Origin of the sequence: Streptomyces sp. NPDC093544 (assembly GCF_040683495.1) — a bacterium.
Taxonomy (GTDB): Bacteria; Actinomycetota; Actinomycetes; order Streptomycetales; family Streptomycetaceae; genus Streptomyces.
Genome location: NZ_JBFBEA010000034.1, coordinates 62,005 through 81,691, shown reverse-complemented (window position 1 = coordinate 81,691; position 19,687 = coordinate 62,005). Strand labels below are relative to the sequence as shown.

18 protein-coding genes are annotated in these 19,687 nt (G+C 68.9%); 5 read left to right on the top strand and 13 right to left on the bottom strand.

Annotation, left to right across the window (positions count from 1 at the left end):
- Positions 1-22: 22 nt before the first annotated feature.
- From AB0N66_RS37075 to AB0N66_RS37030, 10 genes are all read right to left on the bottom strand, one after another.
- On the bottom strand, positions 23-1,393 hold the full coding sequence (locus tag AB0N66_RS37075; protein WP_365443401.1) for a cytochrome P450: 1,371 nt from the start codon (positions 1,391-1,393) through the stop codon (positions 23-25).
- Complete coding sequence (gene cyc1, locus AB0N66_RS37070) at positions 1,390-2,475, bottom strand: epi-isozizaene synthase (RefSeq protein WP_365443399.1); 1,086 nt, start codon at positions 2,473-2,475, stop codon at positions 1,390-1,392. The genes AB0N66_RS37075 and cyc1 overlap by 4 nt, the downstream gene beginning before the upstream one ends.
- A 407-nt stretch (positions 2,476-2,882) precedes the next feature.
- The gene (gene def, locus AB0N66_RS37065) at positions 2,883-3,533 is read right to left on the bottom strand and encodes a peptide deformylase (RefSeq protein WP_365443397.1); all 651 of its coding nucleotides are present in this window, start codon (positions 3,531-3,533) and stop codon (positions 2,883-2,885) included.
- 91 nt (positions 3,534-3,624) lie between these two features.
- Positions 3,625-4,605: a hypothetical protein gene (locus AB0N66_RS37060; RefSeq protein ID WP_266454525.1), complete on the bottom strand. Its 981-nt coding sequence runs from the start codon at positions 4,603-4,605 to the stop codon at positions 3,625-3,627.
- Between the two features lie 165 nt (positions 4,606-4,770).
- Positions 4,771-6,018 carry an HD domain-containing protein gene (locus tag AB0N66_RS37055; protein WP_365443395.1) on the bottom strand — a complete coding sequence of 416 codons (1,248 nt, stop codon included), beginning with the start codon at positions 6,016-6,018 and terminating at the stop codon, positions 4,771-4,773.
- Positions 6,015-7,403, bottom strand: coding sequence for an HD domain-containing phosphohydrolase (locus AB0N66_RS37050; RefSeq protein ID WP_365443393.1), 1,389 nt, complete (start codon positions 7,401-7,403; stop codon positions 6,015-6,017). The genes AB0N66_RS37055 and AB0N66_RS37050 overlap by 4 nt, the downstream gene beginning before the upstream one ends.
- A 181-nt stretch (positions 7,404-7,584) precedes the next feature.
- Positions 7,585-7,887 carry a mycothiol system anti-sigma-R factor gene (rsrA, locus tag AB0N66_RS37045; RefSeq protein ID WP_365443391.1) on the bottom strand — a complete coding sequence of 101 codons (303 nt, stop codon included), beginning with the start codon at positions 7,885-7,887 and terminating at the stop codon, positions 7,585-7,587.
- Positions 7,884-8,576 carry an RNA polymerase sigma factor SigR gene (sigR, locus tag AB0N66_RS37040; protein ID WP_365443425.1) on the bottom strand — a complete coding sequence of 231 codons (693 nt, stop codon included), beginning with the start codon at positions 8,574-8,576 and terminating at the stop codon, positions 7,884-7,886. The genes rsrA and sigR overlap by 4 nt, the downstream gene beginning before the upstream one ends.
- A gap of 255 nt (positions 8,577-8,831) precedes the next feature.
- The gene (locus tag AB0N66_RS37035; RefSeq protein ID WP_365443389.1) at positions 8,832-9,506 is read right to left on the bottom strand and encodes an alpha/beta family hydrolase; all 675 of its coding nucleotides are present in this window, start codon (positions 9,504-9,506) and stop codon (positions 8,832-8,834) included.
- Between the two features lies 1 nt (position 9,507).
- Positions 9,508-10,323, bottom strand: coding sequence for an SOS response-associated peptidase (locus tag AB0N66_RS37030; protein WP_365443387.1), 816 nt, complete (start codon positions 10,321-10,323; stop codon positions 9,508-9,510).
- Between the two features lie 50 nt (positions 10,324-10,373).
- On the opposite strand from AB0N66_RS37030, the gene AB0N66_RS37025 reads away from it, so the two are divergent.
- The 4 genes from AB0N66_RS37025 (at position 10,374) to AB0N66_RS37010 (ending at position 14,039) form a co-directional block, all read left to right on the top strand.
- Positions 10,374-11,096 carry a M50 family metallopeptidase gene (locus tag AB0N66_RS37025; RefSeq protein WP_365443385.1) on the top strand — a complete coding sequence of 241 codons (723 nt, stop codon included), beginning with the start codon at positions 10,374-10,376 and terminating at the stop codon, positions 11,094-11,096.
- 102 nt (positions 11,097-11,198) lie between these two features.
- Positions 11,199-12,539: a 3-phosphoshikimate 1-carboxyvinyltransferase gene (aroA, locus tag AB0N66_RS37020; protein WP_365443383.1), complete on the top strand. Its 1,341-nt coding sequence runs from the start codon at positions 11,199-11,201 to the stop codon at positions 12,537-12,539.
- A gap of 16 nt (positions 12,540-12,555) precedes the next feature.
- Positions 12,556-13,566, top strand: a complete 1,011-nt coding sequence (gene rsgA / locus AB0N66_RS37015; RefSeq protein WP_365443381.1) for a ribosome small subunit-dependent GTPase A — start codon at positions 12,556-12,558, stop codon at positions 13,564-13,566.
- A 149-nt stretch (positions 13,567-13,715) separates the two neighbouring features.
- Positions 13,716-14,039 (top strand): multidrug efflux SMR transporter, encoded by a 324-nt coding sequence (locus tag AB0N66_RS37010; protein ID WP_365443379.1) that lies wholly within the window; start codon positions 13,716-13,718, stop codon positions 14,037-14,039.
- 40 nt (positions 14,040-14,079) lie between these two features.
- On the opposite strand, the gene AB0N66_RS37005 is transcribed toward AB0N66_RS37010, so the two are convergent.
- Genes AB0N66_RS37005 through AB0N66_RS36995 form a run of 3 tightly spaced genes read right to left on the bottom strand, consistent with a single transcriptional unit; the run spans position 14,080 to position 17,830 of the window.
- Positions 14,080-15,879: an ABC transporter ATP-binding protein gene (locus AB0N66_RS37005; protein ID WP_365443423.1), complete on the bottom strand. Its 1,800-nt coding sequence runs from the start codon at positions 15,877-15,879 to the stop codon at positions 14,080-14,082.
- Between the two features lie 5 nt (positions 15,880-15,884).
- Entirely contained in the window at positions 15,885-16,847 is a 963-nt protein-coding gene (locus AB0N66_RS37000; RefSeq protein ID WP_365443377.1) for an ABC transporter permease, read from the bottom strand.
- A complete protein-coding gene (locus AB0N66_RS36995; RefSeq protein WP_365443375.1) occupies positions 16,844-17,830 on the bottom strand; it encodes an ABC transporter permease in 987 nt (328 codons plus the stop codon). Before AB0N66_RS36995 ends, AB0N66_RS37000 begins: the two co-directional genes overlap by 4 nt.
- A gap of 171 nt (positions 17,831-18,001) precedes the next feature.
- Here AB0N66_RS36995 and AB0N66_RS36990 point away from each other — a divergent pair, with 171 nt between their 5' ends.
- Positions 18,002-19,687: an ABC transporter family substrate-binding protein gene (locus AB0N66_RS36990; protein ID WP_365443373.1), complete on the top strand. Its 1,686-nt coding sequence runs from the start codon at positions 18,002-18,004 to the stop codon at positions 19,685-19,687.

Below are 19,687 nucleotides of genomic sequence, written 5' to 3'. Positions count from 1 at the left end.
GCGCACCAGTACGGACGCGGGGTCAGCGCGGAGCGGCCTTCAGCCGCAGTCGGTGCGGCCGCAGGGTGATGCCGACGCGTGTCGCGTCATCGGATCCGGACACCTGCTCGAAGCGCCACCTGGACGCGACCGTCGCCGTGATGAGGCTCAGTTGCGCCATCGAGAAGTGGTCGCTCGGGCACTTCCGGTTCCCCACGCTGAACGGGCGCATCGCGTGCTTCGGCACGTCTTTGGACCGTTCCGGAAGCCAGCGGTCGGGATCGAAATCGAGATGGCGCTCGTACGACCGCGGGTCGCGCTGGATCGCGTACGGACTGTAGACGATGTCGGCACCGGCCGGAATGCGATAGCCGCCCAGCTCGGTTTCGGTCACCGCCCGCCGCGTCAATATCCATACGGCGGGACGCAAACGCATCGCCTCGACGACGACATTGTTCGTGTGCGTCAGCTTCCGGACATCGCCGAATGCCACGGGCCGGCCGCCCGTGACGGATTCGACCTCCTCGCTGATCCGCTGCGCCTGTTCCGGATACGCGGTGAGGACTTGCAGCAGCCACATGACCGTGGACGCGATGGTTTCGCTGCCGGGGGTGAGTATCGCGACGACTTGGTCGTGGATCTCCTGTTCGTCGATGGGGTCGCCGTTGTCGTCCTTCGCTTCCAGCAATGCTGTCAGCAAATCGTCCGGCTTTTGACCAGATGTACGGCGTTCGTCGATGATCTCATCGACAAGTGCGTGCAAATCGGCCAACGCACGGTCGAATTTGCGGATGGCCGGCAGCGGCAGCCGATAGAACGGTCCGGCCGGGATGACCATGCGCCGGTACATGCCGCGGAAGACGGTGGCGAGCGCGATGCTCAGCCGCTCGGCCCGCTCGTCCATGAACTGGCCGCGCAGCAGGCAGCGAGCCGCTATCCGGACAGCGACGCGGAACGACTCCGAGGTGCAGTCCACGGCGCCGCCGGGCTCCCAGCGTGCCGCGAACGCACGAGCCTCCTCCTCCATGATCGGTCCGTACTCGGGGATGATGTCGAGCCGGAACGCGGGCTGTATCGTCCGCCGCTGGCGCCGGTGCTGCGGACCGTTGGCGGTGGCGACTCCCTTCTTGCCGAGGAGCCCTTCGAGGGACTCCCACAGCGGGCCGCCGATCGCGTAGTCGGGGTTCAGTGCCAGCGCCCCGGTGAGCTCAGGGGTGGTGACCGCGTACACCGTCTTGGGGCCCATCTTCAGCCGGACGACGTCGCCGTGGTCGCGGAGCTGGGTCAGGAAGCCGAGCGGATCACGGACCAGTTTCCAGCCGTGGCCGAGGACGGGCACACCGCCGCCCGCGAGGGGTGGGGTGGACAGCTCCAGCGTCCGAGGGACGTCAGGTCGCACAGACTCGACGGTCATTTCTCACCTGCCGCTTCATTGTTGACGTACGGGGGTGTGGAGCGGTCGTCCCAGCTGTCGACCATGTACCGGCCCGACTCGTGGTGGAACCAGTACACGGAACTGAACCAGTTCCGCATATTGCCCACGCACGCCTTCAGGGCGACGCTCGATTCCTTGCCCTGCACCGTCCCGTTCGCGAGAGTGTCCGCGAGCCGTAACACGTCTTTTTCGGCGGCCGAGAATTCGCTGATGCATTCCTCGACACGTCGCCGGATTTCCGTGACGGCCTCTTCGAGATTCAGCCCCTCATGGTGAATGAGACTGATTCCGAGATTGTGGACCTCATCGCCCGCTATTTCCTTGGGGAGCGAACACAGATCGTTGTACCAGGCGGCGAATTCCTGGCTGAGCAGAGCAGCCTTCCGAAATGCCGGATGATTCCGGACCGAGGCGGGGAGTTCACACCCCGCGCTGGGTTCGAGAAGGTCGGTCCAGATCCAGTGCGCGAACGTCAGCCGACGGAGTTCGAGGTATTCCTCGACCGTCGGAATCGTGCCGACCGTACGATTGTGGAACTCCCGGTCGTACGCCTCGATCACCGCGTGGAAGTGGAGTGCGAACCGCTCGTTCCACTTCGTGCCGAGGAACGAGTACAGCCGCACCATGCTGTCCGCGAACCCCGCGACCAGGGGATCCTCGTGGTGCAGATGGTTCCCGGGTGAGTCGAGGGCCGCATGCAATTGGAACCTGAGCGTCCGCCAGGCGCCCGGCCGACCGTGGATCACATCGCGGTCGTGGCGGTCGTCCCAGACGAAGAACCACGCGCTGTAGTCCGCTATCGCCTGCATGACCTCGTCGGGGGCGCCAATGTAGTAGCCCGCCATGAGGTCCGTGTAGCACAGGCCGTCGGCATATTCCTCGACCTTGTTGGGCGGCATCAGCCGCTTTTCGAGGAGCCAGCCCCGGGTGTTCTCCTGGAGCCTGGGCCAATACGGATGGAGTTGACGGGGAAACTCGGCCTCGATCACCGGGAGAGAGAGCGCCGGTGGGACCGCGACCACTGTTGGTGTCGATGAAGTGCTCTGTGAGAAAGCATGCACGAACAAACCCCTCTCAGCCGCCTGTTGGCGTCACGCCCCTCCCGCTGTGCCGGGCGTGCGCCGTTGCGTATCCCCGCACTTCCTATTCAGCACCACAACTGACCGTTCTGGGAACGGATTTGCTCCACTCACTACCCCATGGTGCCGAGAATCTCCCCTTGTATGACTGAATCTGGATCACTTGATGAGCACATGGGATCGAACGTGCGACGCACATACGAACGGCGCCTGGTCAGGAGGTCTCTGACCAGGCGCCGCGGAGGCAGAACCAAGGTGATGACTCACGAGAGATCGCGAGCACCAACTGTCATTTTCTGTCTCAGACGTTCACCGTGCCGCCTCAGGCGTTCGTCATGGCTGCTCAGATGCTCGTACGGGCTGCGCTCAGCCGTTCGTACGGGCCCTGCTCAGCCGTTCGCCACGATGGGATAGCGCGGCTCGTTCTCGGCCATCTGCCGCAGCGCGTCCTTGCGCTCGCGCTTGGAGAGCCGGTCGATGTACAGGTACCCGTACAGATGGTCCGTCTCGTGCTGGAGGCAGCGCGAGAAGTAGCCGGTGCCACGCACCTTGATCGGGTTGCCCTTCTCGTCCTGCCCGGTGACCTCGGCGTAGTCGGGGCGTGCGAGCGGCGCGTACGCGGTCGGTACGGAGAGGCAGCCTTCGTTGCTGTCGTCCAGGCGGCGCTGCTCGGCGGGCAGTTCGACGAGCACGGGGTTGCAGACCACGCCGGTGTGCCGCTTGCCGTCGTCGTCGGGGCAGTCGTACACGAACACTTTCAGGTCGACGCCGATCTGGTTGGCGGCCAGGCCCACGCCCTCCGCGGTGTGCTGGCTGGCGAACATGTCGGCGACCAGCTGCGCCAGTTCGTCGCCGAACTCGGTGACGTCCCTGCACTCCTTGTGCAGCACCGGGTTCCCAACGACGGTGATCGGCCGCGAGGTACCGCGCTCCCGGTAGGCGGCCTCACGCTCCTCGCCGTCCTCGGTGTCGATGACGAAGCCCTCGTCGTCCACGGGGAGCACGCCCGCGTGCTGCTGATCGGTGTCCTGCTGCGCCATGACCGACGTACGCCTTCCTGAATCCCTGAAATCTGCGGGTACAGCCTACGGGGAGCGGACGGGTGACTGTCCGGCGATCCTCGGCGACCGCTCAGCAGACCTCTTCCAGATCCCGCCAGTCCCGGCTGTCCGGGCTGTCGGCGACCCAGCCGTCGAGCAGGCCGCGCACCAGCGAGGCCGGCGCGGCAAGTCCGCATTCGCGCTCGGGCACCCACAGCTGCCCGTCGGTGCGGTGGCCCAGCGGCCCCGGGTGGCCGGGCTCGCTGTGGTCGTGCGGGTCGAGATGCTCACCGTCGCCCTCGTCGGACGGCATGCGCGACTCGGAGCACATACGACACAGCAGCCGTACGGATGACGACCAGTCCTCGGCCGCGAAGCCGGCGTCCGCGGCGAGCTGCTCCAGGGCGTCCCGGTCGTCCTCGGTGGCCGCTTCGAGCAGGACCACCCAGGTGGGCACCGGCGACGGCGCCCACAACTCGATCTCGTCGAACACGGGGTAGGCGTGCCCGGCGGCGGTCGTCCGCTCGCCGTGCGGCACCCCGTCGTGCAGGACGACCTCACCCCAGCGCCGCCCGGAGGAAGGCAGCGGAATGGACAGCACCTCGATGCGGGCGGGGTCGAGCCGCCGCCCCCACACGACCTCGGCCTCACCCTCAGGAGACAGCCGTACGGCCGCACTGCCGAGGTCCATGCCCACCGGTTCCCCGGAGACGGCGGCGCCGCCGGGCACCCGCAGCCCGTACGCCTGCCAGGAACGGCGGGCCAGCGGCCAGTCCTGGAGTGCGGTCGCGGCAATGCCCACGTTCCACCAGTCAGGTGCGCCCGTCTCCCGGTCGAGGAGAGCCACGGCCCTCAGTCCCGCCGCCCGCGCCTGCTCCCAGTCGTGCCGGAACTTGTGCAGCAGCGCCAGGTTGAACCAGGACTCGGACAGCCACGGCTCCAGGTCCGCGGCGCGCGTCAGCAGCGCGCCCGCGTCCTCGTACCGTCCGTCGCCGATCAGCGTGAACGCACGGTCGGTGGCCTGCCGCCATGAGGCGGAGGGCCGGTGTCGTCCCTTGCCGAAGATCCTCACGATTCCCGCCTGCCAGTTCCTTGCGATTCCCGCCTGCCGGTCCTTCGAAAAGTTCCTTGAAGAGTCCCCGGAGGACAGCGCAGCCGCCGGCTGGCCCGTGCCCCCGAACACCCTCTTCCTCGCATCCAACCACGTACCGTCGGACGGCCGCTCATTACCCATGGGTTACCCAGCCTGGGGCAGGCTAAGGCCGCCCCGCAACAGCACCCTGGCCAGCGACTCCACGACCTCCGGCTGATAGTCGCGGGCGGTGCCCAGGCGCAGCTTCTCCAGTGCGGTGAGCGGGCCTGTGGGCCCTGCTTCCCTGGCCATCTCCTCGTATGCGTTCACGGCCCGCACAATCCGTGCGGTGACCGGCTGCTCCCGGTACGGATCGGCCTGCCGCTCCACCACCACCGCCACCTCCGCGTCGACACCCGTCTGCCGTACGACGGCACCGCCGAGCAGCGCTATCCGCCGCTGTTCGTCCGCGGGGAGCACGGCGGTGGCCCCGGCCGGAACCGGGTCGAGGAGGCTGAGCTGTCCGATGTCGTGCATCAGTGCGGCGTACTCCAACACGGTCAGGTCGGGCTCCAAAAGGCCCAGCTCGCGTCCGACGGCCCGGCTGAGCTCGGCCACCCGCCGGGCGTGCCCGGCAGGCGTGTACCCCGCGATCTCGGTGGCCCGGGCAAGTGAGGCGATGGTCTGCCGGTAGGTGACCCGCACGGCGGCATACCGCCGAAAGGACAGCTGCGTGAGCAGCAACGGCAGTGAGAACACGGGCAGCGCCCAGAGCCCGACCACCGCGACGGCCAGCGCCATCACGGCCCCCGTCGCACACACGGCGGACCCGATGCCCAGCGTGGCCCGCAACTCGTCCCGCAGCAGCGGCCCGAACGGCCACCGGGTCCGCGAATGCGCCATCGCCGCCGCGAGCACGGCATCACACAGCGCGGTGAGCACCAGCAGCGCGACCAGCAACAGGGCGTACGCGGGACCGCCCCACTCCAGGAACTCCCCCCGGTTGTAAAGGGGTTGGAAGCACACGGCCGCGAATCCGACGGTGAGCACCCGCCGCGTGAGGTGGTCGACGGTCGGCCCGTGCCCCCTGGCCACATGGGGCACACATCCCAGGAGGGCGGCCGCCGTGACCACCGCGACGACCTGAAGCGCCCCGTGATGCGTCGCCTGCCCGGCGTTCTCCCCGAGCAGCGCGTACGACAGCGCCCCCGCGGCCCCGAGCGGAGCGGACTCCCGTTCTTCGGCGCCACTCCACCGGGTGAGTTCGCCCACCGCGATCAGGACACCGAAGGCGAGCGCGACGCCACGGTCTTCGAGGCCGGTCCAGAAGGTGACGGCAAGGGAGACGAGGGCGAGGAGGAGAGTGAAGGTGCGGACGAGAGTGAGGGTGAACGGGAGGTGAGGGGGACTCATGGGCCCCTCCTGCCGACGTTGGTCGGGTGCCCTTCCAGTCGACTGGAAACGAGTGGCGTAGCGGGCGGGCAAACTCCGCCGCGAAGCGGCGTGTTGGTGTCAGCCGTGACGGCGGGACGCCACCCGTACCGGCCGAGCGCCCGCGCCAACGCTCCCACCATCCCCGGATCGAACTGCGACCCCGCACACCGCTCGAGCTCCTCCAGCGCCGCCGGCACCGGCCGCGCCCGCCGATAGGACCGCGTGGACGTCATCGCGTCGAACGCGTCCGCGACAGCCACCACCCGGGCGAACTCCGGAATCTGCGCCCCCATCAGCCCGTACGGGTACCCGCTCCCGTCCAGCCGTTCATGGTGATGCAGAATCGCCGACCGGGCCTCCCCCAGAAACCCGATGCCCCGCACCATCTCGTGCCCGTACTCGGGATGCAGCTCGATGACCCGCCGCTCCTCGGGAGTCAGTGGCCCGTCCTTCCGCAGCAACCGGGTGGGAACCCCCAGTTTCCCCACGTCGTGCAGGATCCCGGCGAACCGCAGCACCTCGACCCGCTCGTCGTTCATGCCGAGTTCACGCGCGATCATCATCGACGCCTGCCCGACCCGTTCACTGTGCCCGCGCGTGTACCCGTCCTTGATGTCGACGGCCTGGACGAGCGCGCGAATGGTGGCCTGGTGGGCGGCACGCTCCCGGTGGTACTGGGCGAACACCCAGCAGGAGACGTACATCGGCAACAGCACGAGCAGCGCGGCGACAGGCCCGTACGGACTGCGCCACAACACCGCCATCATCAGCCCCGCGAGCCCGTGCACGGCGACGGGCGCCAGCGAGCGCGGAAAGAGCCCGCGCCAGGCGCCGCGCACCGGCACCCGCTCGGCCAGCGCGAGAATGCCGCCGTCGAGGAGGGTGAGCACCAGGCAGAAGGTCAGCACCGCGGCTCCGGCGGGCACGAGCGCGTACGGAAAGTCGGGCGCGACCACGGCGTCCCGGCCGCCCAGCGCCCAGTGCACCCGGGAGGCCGCCCAGATCGCGACGGCGAGCTGCGCCGCCCGCCAGACCCGGCGCAGCCACCGCGGCCGCTGCTCGACCCGGGCGAACAAAGCCCCCGGCAGCGCGACGAGCGCGGCGGCCGGGGGCGGCAACAGAAAGGCCCCGGCCAGCAGCACGGGGAGAAAGGTGCCCATCCCTTTGGGGGCCTCGCGGCCGGGGACACCCGCGGTCCTGGGCCCGCGCGGGAGGGTGATCCGCTCACACCCGGCGTAGAGGGTGGAGAGCAGCGCGACGATCCACCAGGGAACCCGGACGGTCGGCAGCGAGGCAAGACAGGCCAGGGCACCGAGAACGACACAGGCCACGTACACACGGGCCGACGCCGGCACCGACCCCATCTCCTCGTCCCCTCCTTGACTCCAGGATCCGGAGCCTAGGGCGGCGGGAAAGGCGGCAGGACACCAACGGCCTAATCCGTGGGCTCAGAGCCCACGGATTAGCACGTTCGGGTGACGAGAAGCCCTGCGGGAACGCCTCCGAGCCGATGGCTCAGGACTCCCTGGCTCCCGAGCCGGTGGCTCAGGACTCCTGGGGCGCGGCGGCCACGTCATGCTCGGGCACGGTCTGCCCGGACCGAATCAGATCGATGCGGCCCATGACCTTGGCGCGCAGGTCGGTCGGCACATCGTCCTGACCGCAGCAGCGCTTGACGAGCTTCTTCACGGCCTGCTCGAGCCCGTACTTCTCCAGGCACGGCGAGCACTCCTCGAAATGCACTTCGAACTTGGTGCAGTCCGCGTCCGGCATCTCGTGGTCGAGGAACTCGTAAAGATGGTCGAGTACCTCACTGCAGTCCGTCTCGTGCGGCTCTCCGCAGCTCATGAGCCCGAGCCTTTCGCTTCGTTCGACTCTCCGGCACCGGCCGGAACCAGCCCGCGGTCACGCGCGTAGTCCTCGAGCATGCCGCGCAGTTGACGACGGCCGCGGTGCAGTCGGGACATCACCGTGCCGATGGGTGTCCCCATGATGTCCGCGATCTCCTTGTACGCAAAGCCCTCTACGTCCGCGAGATAGACGGCGATCCGGAATTCCTCGGGGATCGCCTGCAGCGCCGACTTGACGTCCGAGTCGGGCAGGTGGTCGAGCGCCTGCGACTCGGCTGAGCGCAGACCGGTCGACATGTGCGACTCGGCGCGCGCCAGCTGCCAGTCCTCGATCTCCTCGGCCGCACTGCGCTGGGGCTCACGCTGCTTCTTGCGGTACGAGTTGATGAAGGTGTTGGTGAGGATGCGGTAGAGCCACGCCTTGAGGTTGGTGCCTTCGCGGAACTGGTGGAAGGACGCGTACGCCTTCGCGTACGTCTCCTGCACCAGGTCCTCGGCGTCGGCCGGATTGCGCGTCATGCGCAGCGCGGCCGAGTACATCTGGTCGAGGAATTCGAGCGCGTCCCGCTCGAAGCGCGCGCTGCGCTCCGTGGACGATTCCGTGGTCGCGTCGCTCGTGCCCTGGCCCTCGGGCTGGTCCGCCTGGCCATGTTCGGTCCCTGCGTCGGTCCCAGTGACCGGACCCACCTCCTCCAGCGACGTAGCGAGACCGAAACCGGTCCCACTGGAATCGGAGGATAGACGAACATCGACACCCGCCGCCGCCCGAATAGGCGCGCTCTTACCCGCGTGCAGCACCGTCCAGTCCAGGTCAGCGCTGCTGTTGCGGCTCGGGCAGATGGTCGAACCCATGCGGCGGACTTCCTCTCGTACGAACGGTCAAGCACACGTTCCGTGTCTGTACTCGCACAACAGAGGTCCGCCGCTCAACATTCCCGGGGGTTATCCGAGTGACAAGGTCCACTTCACAACGCCGTCAGTGATGATCTTCACAGCCTCGTCCTGGTCGATCGGCGCCCTCCCCCGCGCTCGACTTCGCTCGCGCGGGGGGACCCCCATCGGGACGGCGAAGCCATGATCGCCGTACGGCACCTCGACGATCTCGTACGACCCCGCCGGGAACTCCTCGGGTTTCCCGAACGGATCGTTGCCGCCCTGTACGACGAGGGTGGGCACCCCGGAGCCGAGCAGCTCGTCGGCGCGCGACTTCTCGGGCCTGCCCGGCGGATGCAGAGGGAAACTGAGCGCGAGCACGGCAGCGGCCCCCAGCTCCACCGCCGTACGACAGGCCACGCGGGCTCCGGCACTGCGCCCGCCCGCGACCACCGGAAGCCCGGGCCCGGCCACCGCGGGCCACACCCCCCGCCACCCCACGTCGAGCGTCTTCGGCGCCGGCGCCACCTTCTTTCCGGCCACCCGCCACGGCTGCTCGACCAGCGCGACACTCACCCCGTGCGCCGGCAGCACCCGCGCCAGCGCTTGAAGATCCCGCGCCTCGATCCCCCCACCCGCCCCATGACCGACAGCGAGGACAAGCCGCGCGTCAGGCGCCCGGTGCCAGGTGACGCGGGCGGTACCGGCGTCGGTATCTACGACCTCAGTCACATCAGAACTCACGTCAGAAGAGTGTGCCCTCTTCCGGCCCCTCCAGCTCCTTCAACAGCTCCGGCCCGTTGTTGCGCACATTGCTCACGGCCGTGGAGACGGGATACGCCCGCATCAACCCCGCCGGAGGCGGAGCGAGCAACGACCGCAGGTCCTCGACATCCGTCCGCGCTGGATCCAGCCACGCGTCCCAGCGGTCCGGCGTGAGCATCAAGGGCATACGGGGATGGATGTCGGCGAGGGCGTGCGGCCCGTCGCCGGGGGCCACCGCGAGCGGCGTCGTCTCCGCCTCGGTCGTGATGACGGAGCACGTCACCCACCAGGCCAGCGGATGCTCGTCAGGAAGCGTCCGGTCCCGCCAGAACTCGTACAGCCCGGCCATCGCGAAGACCGAGCCGTCGGCCGGCGTCACGAAGTACGGCTGCTTGCGCGGCCGCTTTTTCTTACCCTCGACCTCCAGATCGCGCTCACCGGCCCCGGTGACCCACTCGTAATAGCCGTCGGCGGGGATGATGCAGCGCCGGGTGGCGAAGGCACGTCGGTACGAGGGCTTCTCGTGGACGGTCTCGGCGCGCGCGTTGATCATCCGCGCGCCGCCCTCGGGCGTCTTGGCCCAGGACGGAACGAGCCCCCACTTGAGTGTGCGCAGCTGGCGAACCGGTTCCGAGGTGCCGGCGTCCTTAACGGGACGGTCGAGAACCGCATAGACCTCTTTGGTCGGGGCCACGTTGAAATCGGGGGCCAGAACCTCCTCCGGCTCCCACTTCTCGATCTCAAAGATTCTTGCGAGATCCTCGGGCCCACGACTCGCTGCATACCGTCCGCACATACGTGCCACACTGCCAGATTCCACGACCCCAGAGGGAGCCACCGCCGACAATGGACAGCACCGCAGCCACCTCGCTGCCAGACCTCTGGGACCAGGTTTTCGGCAGCCAGCCGGACCCCGATCTGTGGGTGGTGATAGCCACTCTGGTCGCGGCCCTCGCCGTGACCGTGCCGCACGGCGTCTGGCGGCTCGCCCGCAACGCCATCACCATCGCGCACGAGGGCGGCCACGGCCTGGTCGCCCTGCTGACCGGGCGCAGCCTCAGCGGCATCCGGCTGCACTCCGACACCAGCGGCCTCACCGTCAGCCGCGGCAAGCCCACCGGGCTCGGCATGATCCTCACCGCCGCCTCGGGCTACACCGCTCCCCCGCTGCTCGGCCTCGGCGGCGCCGCACTGCTCGGCGCGGGCCACATCACCGCGCTGCTGTGGCTGGCCACGGTCCTGCTCGTGGCGATGCTGGTGATGATCCGCAACGCGTACGGCGCGCTCACGGTGCTCCTCACCGGCGGCACCTTCGTGGTGGTGTCCTGGCTCGCCGGACCCCAGGTCCAGGCGGCGTTCGCGTACGCGGTGGTGTGGTTCCTGCTGGTCGGAGGCGTCCGCCCGGCCTTCGAACTCCAGGCCAAGCGACGCCGCGGCGGCGCGGGCGACTCGGACGCTGACCAGCTGTCCCGCCTCACACACGTACCGGCGGGCCTGTGGCTGTTCCTGTTCCACGCGGTGTCCCTGTGCTCCTTGATAGGCGGGGGCCGATGGCTCCTGGAGGTCTGATCGCCATGGAAGCTCAGTGGACGGCGTTTCAGGGCGCGGGGATCTGCCCGGGCCGTTCCCCGGCCAAACCCAGCGCAGCGAACCCCCACTAAAGTGGGGCGCATGACCGTTAACCCCGTCCACACCGCCCTCTGGCCCGCCCCGCACGCGAGCGGGGCCGTCGACGCGACGGTCCACGTACCGGGGTCCAAGTCGGTCACCAACCGCGCGCTGGTCCTCGCGGCCCTCGCTTCCGAGCCCGGCTGGCTGCGCCGCCCGCTCCGCTCCCGCGACACCCTGCTGATGGCGGGCGCGCTGCGCGCGATGGGCGTGGGCATCGAGGAGACGGTGTCGTCCAGCTCCACGGTCGCCGTGGGCCCGGACGCCTCGGGCGAGGCCTGGCGGGTCATCCCCTCGGGCCTGCACGGCCCGGCCACGGTCGACGTCGGCAACGCCGGCACGGTGATGCGTTTCCTGCCGCCGGTCGCCGCGCTCGCCGACGGCCCCATCCGCTTCGACGGCGACCCGCGTTCGTACGAGCGCCCCCTGACAGCTGTGATCGACGCGCTGCGCCTGCTCGGCGCCCGGATCGACGACGACAGCCGCGGCGCCCTGCCGCTGACCGTGCAGGGCGGCGGCGCCCTGGACGGCGGCCCGGTGGAGATCGACGCGTCCTCGTCCTCGCAGTTCGTGAGCGCCCTCCTGCTCTCCGGCCCGCGCTTCAACCAGGGCGTGGAGGTCCGCCACATCGGCTCCTCGCTGCCCTCCATGCCGCACATCCGGATGACGGTCGACATGCTGCGCGCGGTCGGCGCGCAGGTGGACACCCCGGAGTCGGGCGGCGAGCCCAACGTCTGGCGGGTCACACCGGGCGCCCTGCTCGGTCGCGACCTCACCGTCGAGCCGGATCTGTCCAACGCGCAGCCGTTCCTGGCGGCGGCCCTGGTGACCGGCGGCAAGGTCGTCGTACCCGACTGGCCCGCGCACACCACTCAGCCCGGCGACAAGCTGCGGGAGATCTTCACCGATATGGGCGGTTCCTGCGAACTGACCGAGGCAGGCCTTGAGTTCACCGGCTCGGGCTCGGTCCACGGCATCGACGTGGACCTGAGCGAGGTCGGCGAGCTGACCCCCGGCATCGCGGCGGTGGCGGCCCTCGCCGACTCCCCCTCGACCCTGCGCGGAGTGGCGCACCTCCGCCTGCACGAGACGGACCGCCTGGCCGCGCTCACCAAGGAGATCAACGAACTCGGCGGCGACGTCACCGAGACCGCCGACGGCCTGCACATCCGCCCGCGCCGACTGCACGGCGGCATCTTCCACACCTACGACGACCACCGCATGGCGACCGCCGGCGCGATCATCGGGCTGGCGGTGGAGGGCGTACAGATCGAGAACGTGGCGACGACGGCGAAGACCCTCCCGGACTTCCCCGATCTCTGGACCGGAATGCTCGGGAACTGACGGGCGGATCACGATCATGCGCCGCTACGGCAAGAACCCCGACGAGGACGACATCCCCACCCGCCCCAACCGCAAGGGCAACCGTCCGCGTACGAACATCCGCCCCAAGCACGAGGACGCCTCGGAGGGCATGGTCCTCACCGTCGACCGAGGACGGCTCACCTGCCTCGTCGACGACCGTGTCGTGATGGCCGTGAAGGCCCGCGAACTGGGCCGCAAGGCGGCGGTGGTCGGTGACCGTGTCGCCATCATCGGTGACCTTTCCGGCGCCAAGGACACCCTCGCCCGCATCGTCCGCATCGAGCCGCGCACCTCGGTGCTGCGCCGCACGGCCGACGACGACGACCCGTTCGAGCGCGTGGTCGTCGCCAACGCCGACCAGCTCGCCATCGTCACGGCCCTCGCCGACCCCGAGCCGCGCCCGCGCCTGATCGACCGCTGCCTGGTGGCGGCGTACGACGGCGGCCTGACACCCCTCCTCGTCCTGACGAAGTCGGACCTCGCCCCACCGGACAAACTCCTTGAGCTGTACGGCGACTTGGACATCCCCTACGTCGTCACCACCCGCGAGGAGTTCGAGGACGGCCACGCCGTGGACCGGGTACGCGAGCAACTGAACAACAAGATCACGGCGTTCATCGGACACTCCGGCGTAGGAAAAACGACCCTGGTCAACGCACTGGTCTCACGGGACAGGCGGCGAACCACCGGCCATGTCAACGCAGTCACCGGGCGCGGCCGGCACACCACCACCTCGGCACGCGCGATCCCACTGCCGGAAGGCGCGGGCTGGGTCGTCGACACCCCGGGCCTGCGGTCCTTCGGCCTGCATCACGTGGACCCCTCCCGCGTCATCAAGGCCTTCCCCGACCTCGAACCGGGCACCGAGGGCTGCCCGCGCGCGTGCAGTCACGACGAGCCGGACTGCGCACTGGACCAGTGGGTGGCCGACGGTCACGCGGACCCCGCCCGCCTCTACTCCCTGCGCCGGCTGCTCGCGACGAGGGAGCGCCACGAGGGCGACTGACACCGCTTGTTCCCCCTACGACCTCCGCGTTGTTTGCGCCCGTACCGCGCCGGTAAATGCATAATCGCACCGAGTGCCCCGGGAAACCGCTGACCTGAACCACACACACCAGACCAAGCAGTCGACGTTCGGACGTGGGAGGACAAGCCATGGCATGGCTGCTGGTCGTTGTGGCAGGACTGCTGGAAACCGGCTTCGCCGTCTGCCTGAAGCTCTCGCACGGCTTCACCAGACTCTGGCCCACGGTCGCGTTCTGCATCTTCGCGCTCGGCAGCTTCGGCCTGCTGACCCTCTCCCTGAAGAAGCTGGACGTCGGCCCCGCGTACGCGGTGTGGACCGGCATCGGCGCGGCGGGCACCGCGATCTACGGCATGATCTTCCTCGGCGACCTGGTGTCGACCCTGAAGCTCGTATCGATCGGCTTCGTGATCGCGGGGGTCATCGGACTTCAGCTCTCGGGCTCGGCCCACTGACGGTCACTCACGTATCGCTCCCTGCATCTCTCCCTGACCGTCAGATGACTTCGCGTACCCGCGGGAAGTGACAGGCGGCCCCGTCCCCGTCCAGCTCGGGCACGTCGTGGGCGCACCGCTTCCGCTCCCCCTCGTCGAGCCCGGCGTACAGCGGGCAGCGCGCCCGGAACCGGCAGCCCTCGTACCGCTCGGTCGGGCTCGGCGGGTCCCCGGCCAGCAGGATCCGGGTGCGCTGCCGCTCCCGCTCGCGCTCCGGATCGGGCAGCGGTACGGCGGACAGCAGGGCCTGCGTATAAGGGTGCCGGGGGCGCTCGAAGACCTCCTCGACCGAGCCCGACTCGACGGTCCGGCCGAGGTAGACGACGCTCACGCGGTCCGCGATGTGCCGTACGACGGACAGGTCGTGCGAGACGAACAGATAGGCGAGCCCCAGCTCGTTCTTCAGCCGGTCGAGGAGTTCGAGGACCCCGGCCTGGACGGAGACGTCAAGCGCGGACACCGGCTCGTCCAGGACCAGCAGTTCCGGTTCGACCGACAGCGCCCGCGCGATGCCGACGCGCTGGCGCTGACCGCCGGAGAACTCGTGCGGGAAGCGCCCTGCGTGCGCCGCTTCGAGCCCGACCTGAGCGAGCAGTTCGGGGACGCGCCGGGCGATCGTCGCCCGGTCGGCGCCCTGGGTGCGCAAGGGCTCGGCGATGATGTCGCCGACCGGCATACGCGGGTCGAGGGAGGCCATCGGATCCTGGAAGACGATCTGCATCCGCCGGCGCAGCGCGTTCAGCTCGGCTTTCCCCAGTGTCCCGAGCCGCTGCCCGAACAACTCCACGGAGCCGCCCTCGGGTTCGGCCAGTTCGAGCAGCTCGAAGAGGGTTGTCGACTTGCCCGACCCCGACTCCCCGACGAGCGCCAGGGTCTCCCCCCGCCGGATGTCGAGATCGACGCCGTCGACGGCGTACACACTCCCGACCCTCCGCTTGAAGACGCTCCCCTTGAGGAGCGGGAAGGTCTTCGTCAGCCCGCGCACCTTCAACACGGTTTCTCCCGTGCGGAGTTCGGTCGCACGGGGCCGTACGTCATCGAGTCGGGGCACGGCCGCGATCAGCTGCCGGGTGTACGGCTCGCGCGGCCGCCCGAAGACCTCCACGGCGGTCCCCGCCTCGACCACCCGCCCCTCGTACATGACGGCCACCCGGTCCGCCATCCCGGCGATCACGCCGAGATCGTGGCTGACCAGGAGCAGGGCGGCGCCGGTCTCCCGTTGGGCCGTGCGCAGCACGTCGAGCACCTGGGCCTGGATGGTGACGTCGAGGGCGGTGGTCGGCTCGTCGGCGAGGATCACGTCGGGTTCGTTCGCCATCGCCATGGCGATCATGGCACGCTGGCGCATTCCGCCGGAGAACTCGTGCGGGAACGCTCGCGCCCGGGACGCGGGAATGCCGACGAGGTCGAGCAGTTCGGCCGCGCGCTCCAGGGCGCGTTCCCGGGAGACGTCCTGATGTGCTCGTACGGCCTCCGCGATCTGGTCGCCGATCCGGTAGACCGGCGTGAACGCGGAAAGCGGGTCCTGGAAGACCATGGCGACGCGGCTGCCCCTGATCCGCGTCAACTCCCGTTCACCGGCGCCGATCAGCTCCTGTCCGTCGAGCCGCACGGACCCTCGTACGGCCGCGTTGTCGGGCAGCAGCCCAAGGACGGCGAGCGCGGTGGCGGACTTCCCCGACCCTGATTCGCCGACCAGGCCGAGGACTTCACCGCGGGTCAGCGAGAAGCTCACGTCACGGACGGCGGGTCTGCCGTCGAAGTCGACGTCCAGGCCTGCCACTTCGAGCACCGGGGTCACCGAGGTCACCGGGAGGCCTCTTTCTTTCGGCGCGAGGTCGGGTCCAGCGCGTCTTTCCTTCGGCGCGAAGTCGAGTCCAGCGCGTTCCTTCGGCGCGAAGTCGGATCCAGCGCGTCCCGCAGCCCGTCCCCCACCAGGTTCACCGCCAGCACGAACACGACCAGGAGCCCGGCCGCGTAGAAGAACATCCAGGGGTACGTCACGGCCGCACCGGTCCCCGAGGCGATCAGCGTCCCGAGCGAGACGTCGGGGGACTGGACGCCGAACCCGAAGTACGACAGCGCGGTCTCGCTCATCACGGCCCCGCCCACCGCGATGGTCGCGTCGATGATCAGGAAGGAGGCGACGTTCGGCAGCACATGCCGCCAGATGATCCGGAACGGGCCGACCCCCATGAACCGTGCCGCGCGCACGAATTCGCGCTCCTTCAGGGACAGCGTCATCGACCGCACCACCCGCGCGGTGATCATCCATCCGAAGACGGCGAGCAGTACGACGAGCACGAACCAGCTGCCGCTGGGCATCCGCGGCGAGACGGCCGCGATGATGAGAAAGGACGGGAAGACCAGCAGCAGATCGACGAAGAACATCAGCGCCCGGTCGGCCCACCCCCCGAAGTACCCGGCACACGCACCGACAAGCGAGGCGAGCCCGGTCGAGAAGACCGCCACCAGCAACCCGATGAGCAACGACTTCTGCAGCCCCCGCACGGTCTGCGCGAACACGTCCTGCCCGATCCGGTTGGTCCCCCACCAGTGCTCGGCGCTGGGTCCCGACCGCAGCGCGGTGTAGTCGATGTGGCTGTACGACCACGGGGTGACGTACGGCCCGACGAAGGCCAGCAGGAACAGCAGCACGAGGACGACGGCCCCGGCGAGCGCGCCCCGATGGCGGACGAAGCGGCGCAGCACGACGGACCCGCGCCCCACCGGCCGTACGACCGCGGTCGGGGTGATGGTGGCCGTCATGACGCCTGCCGGATACGCGGGTCGAGCGCGGCGTGCAGCACGTCCGCGAGGAAGCCGGACAGCAGCACGGTGACCGCGGCGAAGAGATTGACGGCAACGACCGAGTTCACGTCGTTCTTGCCGATGGAGGAGATGAACCACTCCCCCATGCCGTGCCAGCCGAAGATCGTCTCGGTGAAGATGGCGCCGGTGAAGAGGGCGAGGAAGCCGTACGAGAAGTAGGTCGACATCGGGATCAGGGCCGTCCGCAGTCCGTGCTTGAGCAGTACGGCCCGACGGCTGAGCCCTTTCGCCCGCGCCGTGCGCAGATAGTCGGAGCCGAGCACGTCGAGCATGGTGTTGCGCTGGTAGCGGCTGTAGCTCGCGATGCCGAAGAGGGCGACGGAAAGCGTCGGCAGCAGCAGGTGCACCGCCCGGTCCCTGAGCACGGTCCCGAACCCGCCCTCAAGACCCGGACTCTTCTCCCCGGTGAACTGGATGAGATCCGTCCCGGTCATCTGGTTGAACCAGATGGCCCCGGTCTTGAGCAGAACCGCCAGCAGGAACACGGGAGTCGAGAGCAGCGCGAAGGACGCGAGTGTCACGGCCTGGTCGCTGAAGCGGTACTGGCGCACCGCCGTCCAAGCTCCGATCAGCACGCCCGCGACCGTGCCGAGCAGGGTCCCCGCGAGCAGCAGCCGCAGGCTGACCCCGACGCGCCGCCCGAACTCCGCGTTGACGGAGGTGCCGTCGATCGTCTGCCCCAGGTCACCGCGGGCCGCGTGCCCCGCCCAGCTCAGGAAGCGGCTCAGCAGCGGCTCCTGGTCGTTGACGCCGATCGCGGTGAGGTGGTGGTTCACCGCGTCCGGGGAGATGGGCGGCTGCCGGCCCTCGTAGTACGCGCGGGGGTCGAGCGCGTACGAGGACAGCAGATAGGAGAGGCACACGGCGGCCAGCAGCAGGACGGCGTAATAGCCGAGGCGTTTGGCCAGGTAGGCAGGCACAGCACCCATCCTTCCGGCCCACTGTTGCGCTGACATGAAGAGACCATGACAGCAGTCCAGAACGGCTCCCACGACCGTCGTAGCCGTTCTACGTTCGGCGGGTCCACTCATGCCCGCCGGCGCACGCCGGGACCGCATAGGCAAACAGTCCACCCCACAAAGGACACCGACATGCGCAGAACCCCCACCGCGGCCCTGGCCGCCGCCACCGCGGCCGCCGCGTTGCTGGTGAGCGGCTGCGGCTCGTCCGACGACGACAAGCCCCAGGCTCAGCAGAGCGCCGCCCCGGCCGGCAGTCAGCAGATCAACGCCCACCCGCTGGACGACATCCAGCAGGGCGGCACCGTCAAGTTCCCGATCTCCCAGTACATCGCGGACTTCAACCGCTATACCGCCAACGGCAATCAGGGCGACGCCGCCGAGATCAACGAACTCGTCGAGCCCGACCTCTTCTCCGCCGACGCACGCGGCGAAGTCCACCCGAACACCAACTTCCTGCTCTCCGCCTCCGTGACCTCCACCAGCCCCCAGGTCGTCGTGTACAAGCTCAATCCCAAGGCCAAGTGGTCCGACGGCAAGTCGCTGAGCTGGCGTGACTTCAACGCCCTGTGGAAGGCGAACAACGGCACGAACAAGGAGTACGAGGCGGCCAACACCTCCGGCTACGACCAGATCAGCAAGGTCGAGCAGGGCGCCGACGCCCACCAGGTGAAGGTCACCTACTCCTCCCCGTACGCCGACTGGGAGCGGCTGTTCGACCCGCTGCTGCCCGCGGTGGCGATCGACACCCCGGCCAAGTTCAACAAGGGCTGGACGGAGAAGATCCCGGTCACCGGTGCCGCCTTCAAGATCTCCTCGTACGACAAGACCGCCCAGACGATCACCGCGGTCCCGAACCCCGACTGGTGGGGCACGAAGCCCAAGCTGGACTCCATAGTCTTCCGCGCCCTGGACTACACGGCCTGGACGGACGCCTACCTGAACAAGGAGATCGACTACGCCTCGGCGATCCTCCCCGAGGACTACAAGCGCCTGGAGAACGCCGCCGACACGGACATCCGCACCGGCGCCCGCTGGGACGAGGTCCACATCACGCTGAACGGCGCGAGCGGCCCGCTCAAGGACGTCCGCGTCCGCCAGGCACTCCAGCACGCCATCGACCGCAAGTCCATCGCCACCGCCTTCGGCAAGGACCTCCCGGTCGAACTGGAGCCGTACGGCAGCCACTTCTTCATGCCCAACCAGGCCGGCTACCAGGACAACTCCGGTACGTACGGCACGTACGACCTCGATGCGGCGGGCAAGCTGCTCGACGAGGCCGGCTGGAAGCTCAAGGGCGACACCCGGGAGAAGGACGGCAAGCAGCTCACCCTCGCCTACACGCTCAGCTCGGGCAGCACCACCGCCCAGGAGGACCAGGCCGAGCTGGTGCAGGCACAGCTCGCGGCGGTCGGGATCAAGGTCACCCTCAAGAAGGTGCCCGCCAACGACTACTTCTCGAAATACGTCACCATCGGCAACTTCGATCTCACCAGCTTCCGCTGGGTCGACCAGGTCTTCCGCTCCGAGGCGTACCCGATCTACCGCCAGACCTCCGGCAAGAACCTCTACGAGAACTACGGCTCGGTCGGCTCCCCGGAGATCGACACCCTGCTGAAGCAGGCCGCCGAGACCACTGACCCCACCGAGCAGGCCAAGCTCTACAACGAGGCCGACACCAAGATCTGGGCCCTGGGCCACTCCATCCCGCTCTACCAACGCCCCCAGGTCCTCGCAGTCCGCTCGGACCTCGCCAACTACGGCGCGGGCGGCCTGGCCGACGACGACTTCACAAAGGTCGGTTGGCTCAAGAAATGA

Coding starts and splice junctions, on each gene's coding strand:
- AB0N66_RS37075 (WP_365443401.1), bottom strand. CDS start 1,393: ATGACCGTCGAGTCTGTGCGACCTGACGTCCCTCGGACGCTGGAGCTG.
- def (WP_365443397.1), bottom strand. CDS start 3,533: ATGGCGCAGCAGGACACCGATCAGCAGCACGCGGGCGTGCTCCCCGTG.
- AB0N66_RS37055 (WP_365443395.1), bottom strand. CDS start 6,018: ATGAGTCCCCCTCACCTCCCGTTCACCCTCACTCTCGTCCGCACCTTC.
- AB0N66_RS37050 (WP_365443393.1), bottom strand. CDS start 7,403: ATGGGGTCGGTGCCGGCGTCGGCCCGTGTGTACGTGGCCTGTGTCGTT.
- rsrA (WP_365443391.1), bottom strand. CDS start 7,887: ATGAGCTGCGGAGAGCCGCACGAGACGGACTGCAGTGAGGTACTCGAC.
- AB0N66_RS37030 (WP_365443387.1), bottom strand. CDS start 10,323: ATGTGCGGACGGTATGCAGCGAGTCGTGGGCCCGAGGATCTCGCAAGA.
- AB0N66_RS37025 (WP_365443385.1), top strand. CDS start 10,374: ATGGACAGCACCGCAGCCACCTCGCTGCCAGACCTCTGGGACCAGGTT.
- aroA (WP_365443383.1), top strand. CDS start 11,199: ATGACCGTTAACCCCGTCCACACCGCCCTCTGGCCCGCCCCGCACGCG.
- rsgA (WP_365443381.1), top strand. CDS start 12,556: ATGCGCCGCTACGGCAAGAACCCCGACGAGGACGACATCCCCACCCGC.
- AB0N66_RS37010 (WP_365443379.1), top strand. CDS start 13,716: ATGGCATGGCTGCTGGTCGTTGTGGCAGGACTGCTGGAAACCGGCTTC.
- AB0N66_RS37000 (WP_365443377.1), bottom strand. CDS start 16,847: ATGACGGCCACCATCACCCCGACCGCGGTCGTACGGCCGGTGGGGCGC.
- AB0N66_RS36990 (WP_365443373.1), top strand. CDS start 18,002: ATGCGCAGAACCCCCACCGCGGCCCTGGCCGCCGCCACCGCGGCCGCC.